Genomic DNA, 16110 nt, shown 5'->3' with positions numbered 1-16110 from the left:
TGAGCTACTTCAGTAAATTTTTCCAACAGAACTCATCTGTGTTATTAGCAAAATATAGAGCCATTCCAACTAAATGAAAAAATAAATGACCTAACCAGATTGCTTGAGGAGCAACTTTTAAGCCTTCTAATAAAATAGTTGTTGAATAGATTGCTAACAAAAAGGTAAAGAGGATGATGTATGTAGTACTCACTGCAAATTTATATTTCGGTACTAATTGAGGAATTTTATAACCAATCAAAATTTGCATACCGCAATTTATGATCAATGAAAGTATAGCTACAAGGACTTGTGGCATATTTAGATATGTTAAAGAGAGTTGCGTAATTATGAAAATAATTTGCCATAGTATAAACATCCCCAAAGGGTACAATATAAATTTAATCCACATCATATTTTGTTTTCTTATCAAGATTTTACATTGTTATTCTATTGAATAATCTAAATTAAATAAATGCTATTTTTTCAAAAAATTAAATTAAGTTTAGGTAGTTTTCAACTTTCTGAAGTGTTAAATTTTACAAATTATTAAAATGGATAATTTTATGAAAAAGATTATTTATTTAGTGTCGACAGTTTTATTGGGTGGGTGTGTAACCCCAACAACTCAAATCATTAATAATAAATTTAGTGAAATACAACCATCAATACCTTCGGTATCAGGTATATGGACGTTTTCCATCGACCCTAGTATATCAACAATAAGACTTGACTCAGATGGTAATGGGATACTTTGTGAAGATACTAGCGGCCATATTGTATTAAACAAAGCTAAGTATGCAAATAATATGATTTACATTCAAAATGGTATGGTTCTAGAAGTTAGGTTACTTAACAAAGATATACTCGAAGCGAGAACAATTTTAAGTGCCTCTACTTCAAATATGATCTACGAAGCCGATAATGACTTAAAGGCAGCTTCATTAAAGTGTGTCAAAGAGTTATAGAGGCCTCTTTGTTATTAGCTATCATAGGCTTTTCCATGCAAGATAACATTCATAGTCATTAAACAAGCTAAGAGTTGTATTTTCATATAAGCTTTTTTCTTTACTTTTGATAAACCAAACGCCGTTTTTGAGTAAAGATGAGATTATTAAAAAACACGACTCTATATTCCTGTTCTAATCTTTTGATGATTAAGATTCAAATTGCTTTATTCACATAAAAATTAAAAATTATCTGCGTAATATTTCTAAAGAATAATATGAAGTACATTTATTAAATTAATTTAAAAAATATATTGTTTAATTGTCTTTATTAAATAATGTGTGGATATTAATTTAATTTACTCAATAATTAATAAGTTTTATCAAACAATAATAGCTTTTAAACAATAAAATTTTACCAGTAGACCAACTTAAATATTTGTATTTTATGTATATTTTAAAATTTAAATAAATTACATTGTTTTTAAATATTTTAGTGATATTTTATTTTTAAGCTCATTTACCTATTGCCATCCATAGATATTGTGATTTTTATCATTATAGGTTTGGGATAACTTAAATATCTTTTGGTAATTTTATTGAACCTAATATCTATTCTTTAGGGAGAAAGAATATATGTGGGAATTATTTGTAATTCTACTTTCACTTGGGCTGTTAATGTATACAGCTTACAAGGGCTTTTCTGTCATTCTCATGGCACCAATTTGTGCCTTACTTGCTGTTTTACTCATTAACCCAGCCAATGTCTTACCGTTTTATTCGGGTGTATTTATGCCCAAAATGGTGAACTTTATTAAAGATTACTTTCTTGTATTTTTACTCGGGGCAATTTTCGGTAAAGTTGTTGAAATGTCAGGAATTGCTGAGTCTATTGCACGAACCATTGTGAGATGGATTGGAGCAAAAAAAGCAATTTTAACCGTTGTATTGTTAGGTGCAATTTTAACATATAGCGGTGTAAGTTTATTTGTTGCTGTATTTGCCATTTATCCTTTTGCAAACCAGCTTTTTAGACAAGCGAATATTCCAAAACGTTTAATTCCGGGAACCATCGCGCTTGGTGCATTTACATTTACCATGGATGCATTGCCGGGTACACCACAAATCCAAAACGTAATTCCAACCACATTCTTTGGTACTAATATTTATGCTGCACCATTTCTAGGAATTATTGGTGCAATTTTTGTTCTATGCATGGGTTTGGCTTACTTGGAATGGCGTCGCCGTGCAGCTGTAAAAGCTGGTGAGGGCTACTCTGGTTTTGGTGTAGACAATACGCCGTCTCAAGAAATTGAAGCCGATATGAACTTGCAAAATAATGGAAGTACGGCTCGTCAGTTTTTAGCATTTGTACCCCTCATTCTTGTTGCAGTAATGAACAAATATTTGTCTAAAGCAATCAAGGAGTGGTATCCAAATGGTTTTGATTTTGCCGCAGTTGGTCTTGCTGATTACACCGTAGATGTTACAAAAACTGGTGCAATCTGGGCGGTGGGCCTTGCGCTTATTGTCGGGATTATTTCTGCAATTTTATTTGATTATCAGCGTGTAGTGACGAACTTCAAAGAAGGTATTAATGCCAGTATTGGTGGTTCACTTTTAGCGGTGATGAATACAGCTTCTGAGTATGGTTTCGGTGCAATCATTGCGTCATTACCAGGCTTTGCTCTGATTAGCCATGCAATGAGCAGTACCTTTACAAATCCTTTAGTGAATGGGGCTGTGACCACAACCGTTTTAGCAGGTATTACCGGTTCCGCTTCTGGTGGTATGAGTATCGCTTTAAGTGCGATGGCTGAACAATATAACGCCGCGATTTTAGCCGCAGGTATTCCACCAGAAGTCATGCACCGTGTGGTTGCAATGGCATCGGGTGGTATGGATACCTTACCGCATAATGGTGCTGTTATCACTTTACTCGCTGTTACGGGTTTAACCCATAAACAGTCGTATAAAGATATTTTTGCAGTTACGGTAATTAAAACGGTAGCGGTATTTGTGGTGATTACGGTCTTTACCGTAACGGGTATTGTTTAAGTCAGCACGTTATAAGTATTAAGGAGTAAATAAATGACGAAACTTTTAGACGGTAAGGTCGCTTTTATTACAGGTTCTGCAAGTGGTATCGGTCTAGAGATTGCTAAGAAATTTGCTCAAGAAGGTGCCAAAGTTGTTATTTCTGATATGAATGCTGAAAAGTGTCAAGAAACGGCGAACTCACTTAAAGAGCAAGGTTTTGATGCATTATCTGCACCATGTGATGTGACCGATGAAGATGCTTATGAACAAGCCATTGAGCTCACTCAAAAGACCTTTGGTACAGTTGATATTTTAATTAATAATGCTGGGTTCCAACATGTTGCGCCTATTGAAGAGTTTCCAACTGCTGTATTTCAAAAGCTAGTTCAGGTCATGTTAACGGGGGCATTTATTGGGATTAAACATGTTCTTCCAATTATGAAAGCTCAAAAATATGGCCGTATTATTAATATGGCTTCAATTAATGGCTTGATTGGTTTCGCTGGAAAGGCAGGTTATAACAGTGCTAAACACGGCGTAATTGGCCTAACAAAAGTTGCAGCTTTGGAATGTGCACGTGATGGTATTACGGTAAATGCTTTATGTCCGGGGTATGTAGATACACCATTGGTCCGTGGTCAAATTGCAGATTTGGCTAAAACCCGTAATGTGAGTTTAGACAGCGCACTTGAAGATGTAATTTTGGCAATGGTTCCTCAAAAGCGTTTGCTATCTGTTGAAGAAATTGCTGACTATGCGATTTTCCTTGCGAGTAGCAAAGCAGGTGGGGTAACAGGCCAAGCTGTTGTTATGGATGGTGGTTACACCGCCCAATAATTTAAGTATTTTATAAAAGCCGCTTATTTAAAATAGGCGGTTTTTTATTCGTTAAAAATTTACGATAGTCTGCTGTTCAAAATAATGATTTATCTCTACTCTATTTGCTTATAAAAAATCTAATAAAATAAATTCGTTAAGGTATGAAATTATACTTTAAAGGTATTTAACTTATTTCTATTTTTAAAATTTAATAGAGTATGAGAAAGTAATCTTTACTCTCTTTCTTGATTCGATATTTTTCAGGAAAACTCGTCAATTAAAGGATATTAATTGGCATACAAGTTGCTTTTTAAGCAATAAGTTATTTAGCTAGGTGAAAAGGATATGATATCACTCAGCCAACAGATGGAACTCAATCATTATTCACGCAAAGCTGAATTTGCGCAGAATTTGATGTCCACAATTTGTGGTGAACACCGTCTAGACACAATTTACAAAGACACTCTCGATTTTCACTATGACGGAATGCGTTTGCCTAATAAAAAAATGGCGATCGGTACAATCAGTTATGGTGCAAACGTTGCCATCAACATCTCAAATTTAAAAGCGTATAGCATTAGTTTACCTATACAAGGTCGACAAGCTCTTAATATTCGTGGCGCTCATTATCAATCTGATGAAAACAGGGGCCTTATTGTTTCTAATAACGATCAGCAAGATTTGATTATCGATAAAGATTGCAGAAAATTTCAGGTGGTTATTCCTGAGCGAAGTATGCAGATTGTTCTTGCAGATCTACTGAATAAACCTATAGAAGCTCCCATTATTTTTAATCCTGAAATGCACTTAGACTCTGAGCAACTTATTGGTGCGTGGTGGAAAAATATTCAGAATTTTTTACAGCTAAAATCGCAATATAGTAATTTTTATGGTTTGCAGATGTTATCTGAAGACTATGAAAATTTTGTAATTAAAGCGTTATTGTTGTCTCAAGAAAACAACTATTCTGAAGCTTTAAAGTCACTTTCACATCAGGATGAGCCTGCTTATATCCGTAAGGTTCGTAATTTTATTATTGAACATGCACATGAAGAAATCTGTGCAGAAGACTTGCAGCGTCTGGCTGGGGTTTCAAAATCAAAATTGTATGATGAATTTCAACAATACTATGGCACTAGTCCAATGTCGTATTTGAAAAAATATCGCCTACAACAAATTTACAAAATCCTGAGCACAACAGGTGCAGATAGAAAGGTTTCTATTTCAAAGCTTGCCTATGACTGGGGCTTTAACCATTTAAGTCGTTTTTCTCAAGAATATCGTGAAGAGTTTGGTGAAAATCCAAGTGAGACCAAAGGCAAAATTTTCTGATATTTAATTTTCCCATTAAAAAAACTGATTTAGTTGCCTAAATCAGTTTTTTATTTATCGATTGATATTTATAGACTTTCTTCTAGCTTTAACACTTGTTTGTTTTTAGATTTCTCATAAATCACTTTCAGGCTAAGTGCGATAAATGAGACGAAGGTTGGTAGTGCGAGAATAAAGAAAATACCGCTTAAGCTTAAGTTAAAAGTGAAAATGAGCGAGCCAAAGAAAGCGCCTAAAATTGCACCGATACGACCAATACCATGCATCCATGAAACACCAACTGCACGACACACTGCTGGATAGAACATAGCGGCAAGTGGCAGTAATGAAGATTGAGCGCCTGCGAGTAATGCACCAATTAAGAAAATAGTAAGACCTAATAAGAAAATATTTGAGCTTACTAGACCTGCAACAATGAATAGGCCGAAGGCAATCAGATATGAATATTTAATGACTGTGGTTGGATTCAGTTTATCCATATACCACCCCATAATGGTTGCGCCAATCACACCACCAAAAGGGAAAATCGCAGCAATTAAACTAAACTGTTGAGTACTAAAACCTGCTGTTTTTAAAATCGTTGGCATCCAGCTTGTTAAAAGATAGAACACCAAAAGACTGGTAAAGCAGCAAAGCCAAAGCATGCTTGAACCCCACAGATATTTTCCTAAAACCACTTTAACCGGATTTTCATCTGATGCAGTTTCAGCTTGAGTTAAAACAAGTTTTACCGGCTCTTGAAAAGAATGACCTTGAATATTCTCTAATATACGCTGTGCTTTGTCTTGTTGATGACGTGTGATTAAGTATTGAGTTGATTCAGGTAATTTAAACAACAAAGCAACCACTAAAATTAGGGGAATGCTTCCGCCAATAATAATCACTTTGGCCCAGCCATAGCTTTCTAACAGATAAGCTGACAGGACACCGCCACAAGAAATACCCAGCATAAAACCACAGCCAGCAAGGCCTGTAAGGAATGCTTTACGTTTTACGGGCATATACTCAGAAACAATCGTACTGATGTTTGGCATGGCTGCACCTAAACCAACACCTGTAATAAAGCGATAAATCATTAAGTCTTGAGTTGAATTAGCAAAGCTACACAAAATCGTAAATATGGAAAATAAAAGGCTTGTAAAAACAATAACGCCTTTGCGGCCAAACTTATCGGACAGAGGCCCAGAAATAATTGCACCAATCGACATACCGACTAAAGCAGCACTTAAAACTGGAGCAAGCTGAGGCTTGGTAATTCCCCAATCATCGAGCAATGCTGGAGCAACAAAACCAATAATTCCTGTATCTAGACCATCACAGAAGAAGACAAAAAAGCCTAGGATAAAAACCATCCACTGTAATGGAGACAGTTTTTCGCGATTGATAATCGTGTTTGCATCTATCGTTTTCATATGTATTCCTTATTCATTAAAATTTTTTGCTGTAATTGACGAAGAAACGGTTTTCTGAGAAATCATTTCCATGCTTAACGTCGTAATTGATGAAGATGTACTGAAGAGCTAAACCTTTGAGAAAAGGCTGTTGAAGGGCATAATTGACAATAACGTTTGCTTCACTTTCTTTGTTTTTTAAGCCATCTGCTGTTTTGAAGTGATCGCCGTATACATACTTCAAAGTGGTATTTAGGCCCGGCACATGATCTTTAAAGTCATAGCCATAAATGAAGTGATAAGACTTTTCATCTTGTTTGAAGAAACCAGTCGTATTCCAGTTAATGAAATAAGTTTCAGGCAAGAAACCATCAGGTAGTGGGTAGGCAGACTCGCCAATAATTTGTTGATAACCCACACCAAAGCTGTGATTTTTTATTTTGAGCGTTTCTAATAAACCTACATTTTGCGCATCGATGTCAAAAAGGTGTCCATTATCTTTGGCATTGAAATATTTGAATTTTGAATTAACTGAAAAATTAGCGTTTTTCCATAGGTGGTCAATGCCGACATAATGTTTGTTATATAAATCCTCCATATTTCCAAAGTAATATTCACCCTTCAATGTAGGCGTAAATTGATAACGCAGATCTATATAATTAAGTCCATCGGAGTAGCCAGTCACACCTTTTGAAGTAAAAGAAAATCTGTGAAAGTCTTCTTCATTTCGCGGAGATACTTTTTCAATGCGGCCAATTTCAGCAAAAAGTTTGTCGTTTAGCTGGCTCTTAAGATTAGTTCCCCAATAAGACGTCAGGAGTTGTCGACTTGCATCTACAGTGGTTACGGGTAAATCCAGCCATAGTTCACCAATGCTTAGTAGCATCTTGTTATAGCCTAATTTTAAGGTCGCACCATATTTTAGATAATCAGGTGCTTGGGACTGCGTGGTTTTATCAAAAGGCAATACCGTATCTGCAACATGTTTATCTTGGCTTAAACGAACTGCATATTGTGCTGAAGCATTTGCGCCAATTTGAATTGGGGTTCCACCAATTTCTAACGGCGTATCATGCATACTTGAGTTGTAAAATAGAGAAACTGATTGTGACCAGCTACCTGTGTCCTTTACATCTGGATTGTCATAGTTTCTGTCTATATATGCATTTTTTGATGTAAATTTCCATTCTTCATCCGCTGAATAAGCCTGAGTAGAAAATGCACTACAACATAAAATATTGATGAGCATTAACGTTTTTTGTTGTCCATAAATTGGCCATGGTCGATGCATAAATAAACGCCTTAATTTAGAAAATGACTGGGCTTTTTTTATGTAATCAAACGAATTACATGACTTGATTGAACTATTTTTAGCCAATTGTCACTATCCAATAAGTCCTAATCTTCATCCATTTTTTCCAAATTAGATAAAAAACATTCATTTCATTTTTAATTTAAGGTTTTGAAATATAGGTGTTTCTTTGTTTTTAATTTTTTATTCAGTTTGATTGATTTTGATAATTGCGCAGAGATTGGATAGTGCTTGCAGCTTTTGGACAGTCTAAAAAAAAATTCGGATAGAAGATAAAGCCATAACAATGTTAGGAGTTGACACTATGGCTGGTCAAACCATTCAAATTAAAACTGCATCTGGAAAGCAGTTCAGTGCGTATTTAGCGACACCAGAAACAGGAAAAGGACCTGGAGTGCTGCTTTGTCAGGAAATCTTTGGAGTGAATGCCGCCATGCGAGAAAAAGCAGAATTTCTTGCAGAAGAAGGCTATACCGTTTTAGTTCCTGATTTATTTTGGCGTGTAGCACCTAATATTGAACTGAGTTATACACCAGAAGATTTTCAAAAAGCTTTTGAACTTTATCAGCAATATGATGAAAACCTAGGTGTTGAAGATATTCAAGACAGCTTATCTTTTTTAAAGACTCGACCAGAATGTGACACTTCTACTGGCCTCGGCGTGGTGGGCTATTGTTTAGGTGGAAAGCTTGCTTATCTAGCAGGCTGCCGACTTTCTGACGTGGCATGTGCCGTAGGTTATTACGGTGTAGGCATCGAAAAAGCATTAGATGAGTTAGCTAACGTAAAAGGACGTTTGGTTTTACATATTGCAGAACTAGACCAATTTACACCGCCAGATGTGAGACAAGCGATTGTCGATGCAGCTAACCAATATTCAAATGTACAAGCTTATGTTTATGAAGGTGTTGATCATGCTTTTGCACGCCCAAAAAGCAATCATTACCACAAACCTTCAGCACGCTTTGCCCACGAGCGTACAGTAACCGCGCTACATGAAACGATTGGACCGAAATATGACCTAGTTGCCTTGTGGGAAGAACATATTCGACATGAGTTCGATACGCGTGACGTGCCAGCAACTATGGCAACGATGGTCGCAGAACCGTATGTCAACCATATCCCAACCTTGACTGGTGGTGTGGGTCAAAGCCAGCTTGCCCGTTTTTATCAATATCACTTTGTTCATCAAAACCCGAAAGATATGAAGATCACTTCGATCTCTCGTACCGTTGGTTCAACGCAAGTGGTCGATGAGTTCATTATGAGCTTTACCCACGATGCCGAAATTGACTGGTTATTACCGGGTGTAAAACCGACTGGCAAATCTGTCGAGATTCCAATGTTGGGTGTGATTCAGTTTCGAGGTTCAAAGCTGTGTCATGAGCATATTTATTGGGACCAAGCGTCGGTGCTCGTTCAAATTGGTTTATTAGACCCGAAAGGTTTGCCAGTTGCAGGTGTAGAGACCGCTCGAAAACTTCTTGATGAAGATCTTCCTTCAAATACTTTGATGCCATCTTGGTCAAGTAGTGAAGGCAAGCCAGTCAATTAAGGAGAATCTGCAATGAATATAAATTTAAAAGGAAAAGTCGCTGTGGTGAGCGGCGGCGCAACACTCATTGGTAAAGCTGTTGTACAAGCTTTGGTATGTGCTGGTGCTCATGTCGCTATCTTAGATATCGATGCCAAAGGCAAGGCAATTGCAGAAAGCTTTAATCATGATGTGATGTTTATTCAAACCGATTTAACCAGTGATGCAGCCATTCAACAAGCTGTGGCGGATATTCACCAACATTTAGGTGAAGTGAGTTACTTGGTGAATTTAGCATGTACCTATTTAGATGATGGTTTTAAATCTTCACGTCAGGACTGGTTACAAGCACTCGATATTAATTTGGTCTCTACAGTTGAGCTGAGCCGTGCTTTATACAATGACCTAAAAAAGCAGCAAGGTTCAATTGTTAACTTTACTTCCATTTCAGCCAAAGTGGCGCAAACAGGACGCTGGTTATATCCAGTTTCCAAAGCTGCAATACGTCAACTCACACAAAGCATGTCAATGGATTTTGCTGCCGATGATATTCGCGTCAATTCGGTTTCTCCGGGTTGGACATGGTCTCGTGTCATTGCAGAAGTCAGTGGCAATAACCGTGAAAAAGCCGATAGCGTGGCAGCCGACTATCACTTACTAGGCCGATTGGGTCATCCAGAAGAAGTCGCCAATGTTGTTTTGTTTTTATTGTCACCTGCTGCGAGTTTTGTCACCGGAGCAGATTACGCGGTCGATGGTGGCTATTCAGTGATGGGCCCTGAAGGATCACAGCCCTCTATTCCGCGTTTAGCCGAATAGCACAGCGTTTTAAAAGCACATTTAGAAAATTATGGAGAAGATTATGCGCCGTATTGCAATTGTTGGAGCAGGACAGTCTGGTTTACAGCTTGGTTTGGGTTTATTAGATACGGGTTACGACGTGACAATGATCACCAACCGAACTGCCGATGAAATCCGTCAAGGTAAAGTCATGTCAAGCCAGTGTATGTTTCATACCGCTTTACAAACTGAACGTGACTTGGGATTAAATTTCTGGGAAGAACAATGTCCAGCGGTTGAAGGCATTGGGCTAGCTTTAGTTAATCCTGAAAATGGTGGTAAAGCATTTGAATGGAGTGCTCGTCTTGAGCGCTACGCTCAATCGGTCGATCAACGCGTCAAAATGCCATATTGGATGGAAGAGTTTGAACGCCGTGGTGGTCGATTAGTAATTCAGGATGTTGGAATAGAAGAGTTAGAACAACTCGCAAACGACTACGAGCTTGTATTACTCGCGGCTGGTAAAGGCGAAGTTGTTAAACAATTTGAACGTGATGATGTACGAAGTGTTTTTGATAAACCGCAGCGTGCTTTGGCTTTGACCTATGTCAAGAACATGAAGCCAATTTCACCTTATTCACGTGTGACTTTTAACATTATTCCAGAAGTCGGTGAGTACTTTTCTTTTCCGGCACTGACCATCAATGGACCTTGCGACATCATGGTATTTGAAGGTATTGCAAATGGGTCAATGGACTGCTGGCAAGATGTCAAAACACCCGAACAGCACCTGCAATGCAGTCTCGACTTACTCAAGAAATTTGTGCCTTGGGAATATGAACGCTGCGCAAATGTTGAGTTAACCGATGCTGGTGGATATTTAGCAGGGCGTTTCCCACCTACAGTACGCAAACCCGTTTTAACCTTACCGTCTGGCAAGAAGATTTTTGGCATGGCAGATACCTTAGTGGTCAATGATCCGATTACTGGTCAAGGCTCAAACAATGCGGCTAAGTGTAGCAAGATCTATTTCGATGCCATTTTAGCCAATGATAATCAAAACTTTAGTGAACAATGGATGGTTCAAACTTTTGAACGCTATTGGGCTTATGCAGAAAAAGTCGTGGCTTGGACCAATAGCTTGTTGTTACCACCAGAGCCTCATGTTGTTGATCTATTAGCAGCTGCAAGCCAAAACCAGAGCATTGCTTCAATTATGGCCAATAACTTTGATGACCCGCGCTCTTTTGCCCCTTGGTGGTTTGATGCAGATCAGGCTCAAGCATTCTTGGCCTCAAAAACTGCAGCAAAAGTAGCCTAGGTCATAGTCAAAGGGAGATATGAAAAATGGACACAATTGAAACTTTAGCTTTACAAGCGATTAGTGCTGAAAACCCAAGAGAAATCCGTAATTTACTTGGACAGTTTGCAACTGGCGTTACCGTGATTACAACTTGTGGTAAAGATGGTCGGAAAATAGGAATGACAGCCAATTCATTTTCATCACTGTCGTTAGATCCGCCATTAATTTTGTGGAGTCTTTCAAAGACGGCGCCAAGTTTGTCTGATTTTGTAGAAGCTGAATATTTTGCCATTCACATGTTGGCACAGGAGCATCATCAGCTTTCGGGGCATTTTGCTCGAGGTGCCGAAGATAAATTTGCAGGCATTGCCCATCAACAATGCAATGCTGGCGTTCCAATTTTGACTGATGCACTCGCAACCTTGGTTTGCCGCAATGTAAATCAGTATGAAGGCGGAGATCACCTGATTTTTATTGGCCAAATTGAACAGTACCAACAACGCCAAGGTGAACCATTGGTATTCCACGCAGGAAAGTATCGGATTGCTGCAGAGCATCCAGAATTAGCGCATTAATTGACCACAATCACGATCAATCCGGTCGTGATTTTTTATAGGAAATAAGAAGATGAAAAGCACTTTAATTAAGCATGGATTTTTAGCAGGGACATTGTTGGGTTTGCCCTTGGTTACACATGCCTATGATTTACCGACCGTAAACTTAGGCATGACCAGCTTTCTCGATGGCGGATTACCCGCAGGGCCCGGTTGGTATGCTCAAACCTATTTTCAAAATTATGATAGCAACAAACTAGTCGATACCAATGGACACAAGTTAGGTCTACCTAAAACAGATTTAAATTATCAAGTACTGGTTGAGCAGATTAGTTATTTATCGAATGTCCGAGTAAAAGATAAAGCTAGTCTAGGCATGAATTTTTTAATTCCTTTTGTCAGTAAAATGGACATGGATGATGGCTTGAATAATGCTGCCATTAAGGCCCAAAGCGGCTTTGGGGACATTATGATCGGACCTTTTATTCAGTTCGATCCAGTCATGGGTGCACAAGGACCGAAGTTTGTACATCGTTTTGAGTTTCAGGTGAATTTACCTACTGGGGAATATGACGAGCAAAAAGATATCAATCCAGGTAATAACGCTGTTTCATTTGATCCTTATTGGGCTGCAACATATTGGTTTAATCCCAAATGGACAGCTTCAACACGTATCCATTACCTCTATAACTTTAAAAATGATGACCCAAGCTATGCCTTTGCTGGAGCAAATGATATGCAGGCAGGGCAAGCAATTCATGCAAACTTCGCAACAGACTATGCCATTACCGAACAGTTCCGTTTAGGACTAAATGGCTATTGGCTAAAACAAATCACTGACACCGAAGTCGATGGTGAAAAAGTTAAAGGTCGACGTGAGCAAGTCTGGGCAATTGGTCCGGGGGCGATGTATAGTTTTTCTAAAAATGATCACTTGGTTGCAAATGCTTATTTTGAGCAAGATGCTGAAAACCGACCAGAAGGAACACGATTACAAGTTCGTTATGTTCATCATTTCTAAGTCATAAAAAAAGCCTTTTATATTTATTGATATAAAAGGCTTTATCTATTTTTAGTTTACGAAAAAATTGAAGTAATTAAGCCTGAGCTTTCACTGTGACCAGAACGGCGAGTAGACGAAGGTAACTCACCATAACGGCGTTTGTACTCTTGAGAAAAACGACCTAAGTGAGTAAATCCCCATTTAAAAGCAACATCAGTAACCGATAGATTTTCATTGTGCATCAGCTCTAAATGAGCCTGTTCAAAACGTAAGTCTTTAAGATAAGACATTGGGGTGGTTCCCAAATAATTTTTAAAACCAGTAAATAAGGTTCTTACGCTCACGCCTGCATGTTCAGCTAAAATTTCGACATTAAGCGGCTCATGTAAATGTTCTTTAATGTAGGCTTCTGTACGCTTCACAAAATAAGGAGAGACTATTTTTTCTTTATATTGTTCAAGCTTATGCAATGCATTATTGGGTTGACCATAAATGAGTGCATTAAACAAATTTGACTCAAATTGTTTAAAAGCTAAAGGATGATGAAGCGGGTGCTGATCACATGCTAAAGCATCCATCAATGTTCTAACGAGCTGTAAAAAATAGGCTCCACTTTGTGTAGAAAAGTCTAATTTGGGGTCAAAAATGAGTAAGTTGTTTTCTGAATCAGCAATGTGCTGACGGCAATGGTACGTAAAATCATCCTTTGAAACTTTTAGAATGAGCTGTGGTGAGTTTGCATGCCAGCACATACGTAAAGATTGCTGAGGAGAAATAAGAGAAGCAACTTGAGAATAAGAAATAAACTTTTGTGAACCAAACTCGATTTCTGCGTAGCCTTGAGTTGGAATTTGAATTAAGTAAAAGTTATCCAGATGATCTGGTTCAATAATGACATCCGCGCCATATTCCAAGCGACTAATAGACAATGCGCCTGTTTTAACATGGTGCATGGTTGCACTGAAATCTCGCTTCTGATGAGAAATTTTAAGATTATGCGGTTTAAAAATTTGCCCTACATTTCGGCAGGTTTCGCTTAAATCGTGGTGATCAAACACTAAATTATGATTAGTAAAGATAGACTCATTTTGAAAATGACGTCCACTGAGTTCGGGGGAGTTGGCTTGGTTCATATATATCCCTTTTGGCTCACTCCTGTATTTACCTGTGTTGTAAAAGCTTTAAAACTTCGCTGTACAGCAAGTAAATACGGTACTTAAAAAATTAAGTTACTCGCAAATTACAATGAGATATAAGCAAAATACAGACCAATTTAACCGCTAATTAATGTGATTTTCTCAAATTTTTAATTCGGATTTTGTCCATCAATTTAGTAAATTCGAGAAATAGAATAGGGGAATATAAAAGGTGCTATAAGTTAATCTCATCATGATCTTATTCCTTAAGATCTATCAAAATTTATAACAAATCCAAGCGAACTGGTCAATTTATTTTGTCGGAATTTATTGTTTTATATTATTGATATATAAAAACTTTTAATTTAAATGCAAAAATTCAATATACCCATTATAAGAGTATATTGAATTATTTTAGGTTTCAGTGGCTTTTAAATTATTTATACTTTTAACGTGAGGTACTGCTCTGTAAAAACTTCTCGCTGTAAATACGGTAGTTTTGCAGAGCTTGCTCATCCAACCAGTTTTTAACGGCTTCAATCATTGGTGGTGGGCCACATAAATACATATCAAAAGCCTGCTCGGCCAGTTGATCTTTATTCAAGTGCTCATGAATATAGCCTGCTTTGCCTTGCCAAGCTTCGGTTGCTTTAGTCACAATCGGGTGATAACTAAAGTTTGGTAGCTGTTCAGCATAGGCATGTAAACGTTGTTGTTCACACAAGTCAGTTTCATTATTTACGCCGTAGTACAACTGAACTGCAGGTGAGTTTGCTTGATCCACCAAGTTATCAAGCATCCCCAAGAAAGCTGATAAACCTGTTCCACCCGCCACAAAAACCAGTGGACGTTCTACTTCACGTAAGTAGAAACTACCAAGCGGCGCTTCGATGAGTAGGGTCTGTCCAACCTGACAACGATCACGCAAATAATTACTCATCACGCCATCAGGCAAGAGACGAATCAAGAATTGCAATTGATTGGTTGCATTTGGTCTATTTGCAAATGAATATGAGCGCCAATCTTCAGTATCTGGAATTTGCAAACGAGCATATTGACCCGGCAAAAACTGAAGCTGTTCAGCATGACTGCTCGCATCAAGATGTAAGATTGCTGTTGTTTCAGAAACCAGCTCAACAGCAGTCACTTTGGTTTCAATTTTTAAGGTATCACCAGCATTGCAAATTGCTGAATCGTGATCGAAATAAAAAGCTGCATCTGATTTCACTCGTGTTTGGCAGGCTAACATTTTTCGCTCGGCCAAATCACGCTCACTTAATGCATCTTCATCAACATATTCTTGTTCATAAATACCAGTTTCACATTGACCCTGACAGGTACCACAAACACCTTCACGGCAGTCTAGTGGTAGGTTAATTCCTTGGCGAACTGCTGCATCAAGCAGCAATTCGTCGTTATTTACCGAAATGAAAAAGGTTTTGCCATCGGCAAAATTAAGTGCAACTGAATGTCCCATTTTCATTCCCCTTAAACGTGATAGAAGTCTAAAACGGAATCAATTTTGTCATTAAGCAAAATGCTGTGCTGACGACGAATGCGGAAACCATCTGCTGTTTGACGTAAAAGATAAGTAGCATGTCCGTAAAAACAGCCTTCTAAACCTTGACGGTTATAAAGCGTTTGCCATGCAACTTTTGCTTCAATTAATCCATCTTCCAGTGTTTTAACTCGAATGTTATTCATGTTGTGTAACGTACGTGGTAACGGTGTTGCAGAAGCAGCTTTTCCTGTACGAATACGGAATACACGGTCTTCAAGTCCTGTACGGTCTGCATAATAAATATAAGACAAACCCTGATTTGGATCTTGAACATAGTTATGGTCATCAATCCACTGTGGAATATGATATTCACTATCTTCATCGTAAAGCTCTAGATAGGCATCCCAGTCATAAGCATCACAAAGCTCTGCTTTTTTGTACAAAAACTGAGATACAGCAAAATATAGTTCTTGTGACAT

The 16110-nt window shown here is 37.9% G+C and carries 15 protein-coding genes and 1 pseudogene; 10 read left to right on the top strand and 6 right to left on the bottom strand.

What is annotated here, in order from left to right:
* Window positions 1–4 precede the first annotated feature (4 nt).
* On the bottom strand, window positions 5–394 hold the full coding sequence (locus KTJ10_RS00620; RefSeq protein WP_262441101.1) for a hypothetical protein: 390 nt from the start codon (window positions 392–394) through the stop codon (window positions 5–7).
* 151 nt (window positions 395–545) lie between these two features.
* Between KTJ10_RS00620 and KTJ10_RS00615 the strand changes: the two genes are divergently transcribed.
* From KTJ10_RS00615 to KTJ10_RS00595, 5 genes and pseudogenes are all read left to right on the top strand, one after another.
* A complete protein-coding gene (locus KTJ10_RS00615; RefSeq protein WP_262441100.1) occupies window positions 546–947 on the top strand; it encodes a J517_1871 family lipoprotein in 402 nt (133 codons plus the stop codon).
* 106 nt (window positions 948–1053) lie between these two features.
* A pseudogene (locus tag KTJ10_RS00610) lies at window positions 1054–1165 on the top strand (hypothetical protein).
* Window positions 1166–1562: 397 nt separating this feature from the next.
* Complete coding sequence (locus KTJ10_RS00605; protein ID WP_262441099.1) at window positions 1563–2984, top strand: GntP family permease; 1422 nt, start codon at window positions 1563–1565, stop codon at window positions 2982–2984.
* 33 nt (window positions 2985–3017) lie between these two features.
* Window positions 3018–3803 carry a 3-hydroxybutyrate dehydrogenase gene (locus KTJ10_RS00600; protein WP_170248557.1) on the top strand — a complete coding sequence of 262 codons (786 nt, stop codon included), beginning with the start codon at window positions 3018–3020 and terminating at the stop codon, window positions 3801–3803.
* 327 nt (window positions 3804–4130) lie between these two features.
* Window positions 4131–5117: an AraC family transcriptional regulator gene (locus KTJ10_RS00595; protein WP_069036033.1), complete on the top strand. Its 987-nt coding sequence runs from the start codon at window positions 4131–4133 to the stop codon at window positions 5115–5117.
* A gap of 68 nt (window positions 5118–5185) precedes the next feature.
* Here the strand turns inward: KTJ10_RS00595 and KTJ10_RS00590 are convergent, their stop codons facing one another.
* Both KTJ10_RS00590 and KTJ10_RS00585 read right to left on the bottom strand, forming a co-directional pair.
* A complete protein-coding gene (locus tag KTJ10_RS00590) occupies window positions 5186–6529 on the bottom strand; it encodes an MFS transporter (RefSeq protein WP_262441098.1) in 1344 nt (447 codons plus the stop codon).
* Between the two features lie 16 nt (window positions 6530–6545).
* A complete protein-coding gene (locus KTJ10_RS00585; protein ID WP_410468410.1) occupies window positions 6546–7757 on the bottom strand; it encodes an OprD family outer membrane porin in 1212 nt (403 codons plus the stop codon).
* Between the two features lie 367 nt (window positions 7758–8124).
* Between KTJ10_RS00585 and KTJ10_RS00580 the strand changes: the two genes are divergently transcribed.
* Genes KTJ10_RS00580 through KTJ10_RS00560 form a run of 5 tightly spaced genes read left to right on the top strand, consistent with a single transcriptional unit; the run spans window position 8125 to window position 13012 of the window.
* On the top strand, window positions 8125–9375 hold the full coding sequence (locus KTJ10_RS00580) for a dienelactone hydrolase family protein (RefSeq protein ID WP_262441096.1): 1251 nt from the start codon (window positions 8125–8127) through the stop codon (window positions 9373–9375).
* Window positions 9376–9387: 12 nt separating this feature from the next.
* Window positions 9388–10173: an SDR family oxidoreductase gene (locus tag KTJ10_RS00575; protein ID WP_262441095.1), complete on the top strand. Its 786-nt coding sequence runs from the start codon at window positions 9388–9390 to the stop codon at window positions 10171–10173.
* A gap of 43 nt (window positions 10174–10216) precedes the next feature.
* On the top strand, window positions 10217–11455 hold the full coding sequence (locus KTJ10_RS00570; RefSeq protein ID WP_262441094.1) for a styrene monooxygenase/indole monooxygenase family protein: 1239 nt from the start codon (window positions 10217–10219) through the stop codon (window positions 11453–11455).
* A 26-nt stretch (window positions 11456–11481) separates the two neighbouring features.
* A complete protein-coding gene (locus KTJ10_RS00565) occupies window positions 11482–12012 on the top strand; it encodes a flavin reductase family protein (RefSeq protein WP_262441093.1) in 531 nt (176 codons plus the stop codon).
* A 52-nt stretch (window positions 12013–12064) separates the two neighbouring features.
* Complete coding sequence (locus tag KTJ10_RS00560) at window positions 12065–13012, top strand: transporter (protein WP_262441092.1); 948 nt, start codon at window positions 12065–12067, stop codon at window positions 13010–13012.
* A 56-nt stretch (window positions 13013–13068) separates the two neighbouring features.
* Here KTJ10_RS00560 and KTJ10_RS00555 read toward each other — a convergent pair whose 3' ends face one another.
* The 3 genes from KTJ10_RS00555 to antB all read right to left on the bottom strand — a co-directional run bounded on the left by KTJ10_RS00555 (window position 13069) and on the right by antB (window position 16110).
* A complete protein-coding gene (locus KTJ10_RS00555) occupies window positions 13069–14127 on the bottom strand; it encodes an AraC family transcriptional regulator (protein ID WP_262441091.1) in 1059 nt (352 codons plus the stop codon).
* 451 nt (window positions 14128–14578) lie between these two features.
* Window positions 14579–15613 carry an anthranilate 1,2-dioxygenase electron transfer component AntC gene (antC, locus tag KTJ10_RS00550; protein ID WP_262441090.1) on the bottom strand — a complete coding sequence of 345 codons (1035 nt, stop codon included), beginning with the start codon at window positions 15611–15613 and terminating at the stop codon, window positions 14579–14581.
* Between the two features lie 5 nt (window positions 15614–15618).
* A complete protein-coding gene (gene antB, locus KTJ10_RS00545) occupies window positions 15619–16110 on the bottom strand; it encodes an anthranilate 1,2-dioxygenase small subunit (protein WP_202744111.1) in 492 nt (163 codons plus the stop codon).

The organism is Acinetobacter sp. WU_MDCI_Abxc222 (genome assembly GCF_025514755.1).
Taxonomy (GTDB): domain Bacteria; phylum Pseudomonadota; class Gammaproteobacteria; order Pseudomonadales; family Moraxellaceae; genus Acinetobacter; species Acinetobacter geminorum.
The sequence above is the reverse complement of the archived record's forward strand: the minus strand, read 5'-3'. Positions and strand labels throughout refer to the sequence as shown.

Excerpts from the sequence above, each read along its gene's own strand:
- KTJ10_RS00575 (WP_262441095.1), top strand. The coding sequence starts at position 9,388 with ATGAATATAAATTTAAAAGGAAAAGTCGCTGTGGTGAGCGGCGGCGCA.
- KTJ10_RS00595 (WP_069036033.1), top strand. The coding sequence starts at position 4,131 with ATGATATCACTCAGCCAACAGATGGAACTCAATCATTATTCACGCAAA.
- antB (WP_202744111.1), bottom strand. The coding sequence starts at position 16,110 with ATGTCACAAGAACTATATTTTGCTGTATCTCAGTTTTTGTACAAAAAA.
- KTJ10_RS00590 (WP_262441098.1), bottom strand. The coding sequence starts at position 6,529 with ATGAAAACGATAGATGCAAACACGATTATCAATCGCGAAAAACTGTCT.
- KTJ10_RS00585 (WP_410468410.1), bottom strand. The coding sequence starts at position 7,757 with ATGCTCATCAATATTTTATGTTGTAGTGCATTTTCTACTCAGGCTTAT.
- KTJ10_RS00565 (WP_262441093.1), top strand. The coding sequence starts at position 11,482 with ATGGACACAATTGAAACTTTAGCTTTACAAGCGATTAGTGCTGAAAAC.
- KTJ10_RS00600 (WP_170248557.1), top strand. The coding sequence starts at position 3,018 with ATGACGAAACTTTTAGACGGTAAGGTCGCTTTTATTACAGGTTCTGCA.
- KTJ10_RS00620 (WP_262441101.1), bottom strand. The coding sequence starts at position 394 with ATGATGTGGATTAAATTTATATTGTACCCTTTGGGGATGTTTATACTA.
- KTJ10_RS00605 (WP_262441099.1), top strand. The coding sequence starts at position 1,563 with ATGTGGGAATTATTTGTAATTCTACTTTCACTTGGGCTGTTAATGTAT.
- KTJ10_RS00615 (WP_262441100.1), top strand. The coding sequence starts at position 546 with ATGAAAAAGATTATTTATTTAGTGTCGACAGTTTTATTGGGTGGGTGT.
- KTJ10_RS00560 (WP_262441092.1), top strand. The coding sequence starts at position 12,065 with ATGAAAAGCACTTTAATTAAGCATGGATTTTTAGCAGGGACATTGTTG.
- KTJ10_RS00570 (WP_262441094.1), top strand. The coding sequence starts at position 10,217 with ATGCGCCGTATTGCAATTGTTGGAGCAGGACAGTCTGGTTTACAGCTT.
- KTJ10_RS00580 (WP_262441096.1), top strand. The coding sequence starts at position 8,125 with ATGGCTGGTCAAACCATTCAAATTAAAACTGCATCTGGAAAGCAGTTC.
- KTJ10_RS00555 (WP_262441091.1), bottom strand. The coding sequence starts at position 14,127 with ATGAACCAAGCCAACTCCCCCGAACTCAGTGGACGTCATTTTCAAAAT.
- antC (WP_262441090.1), bottom strand. The coding sequence starts at position 15,613 with ATGAAAATGGGACATTCAGTTGCACTTAATTTTGCCGATGGCAAAACC.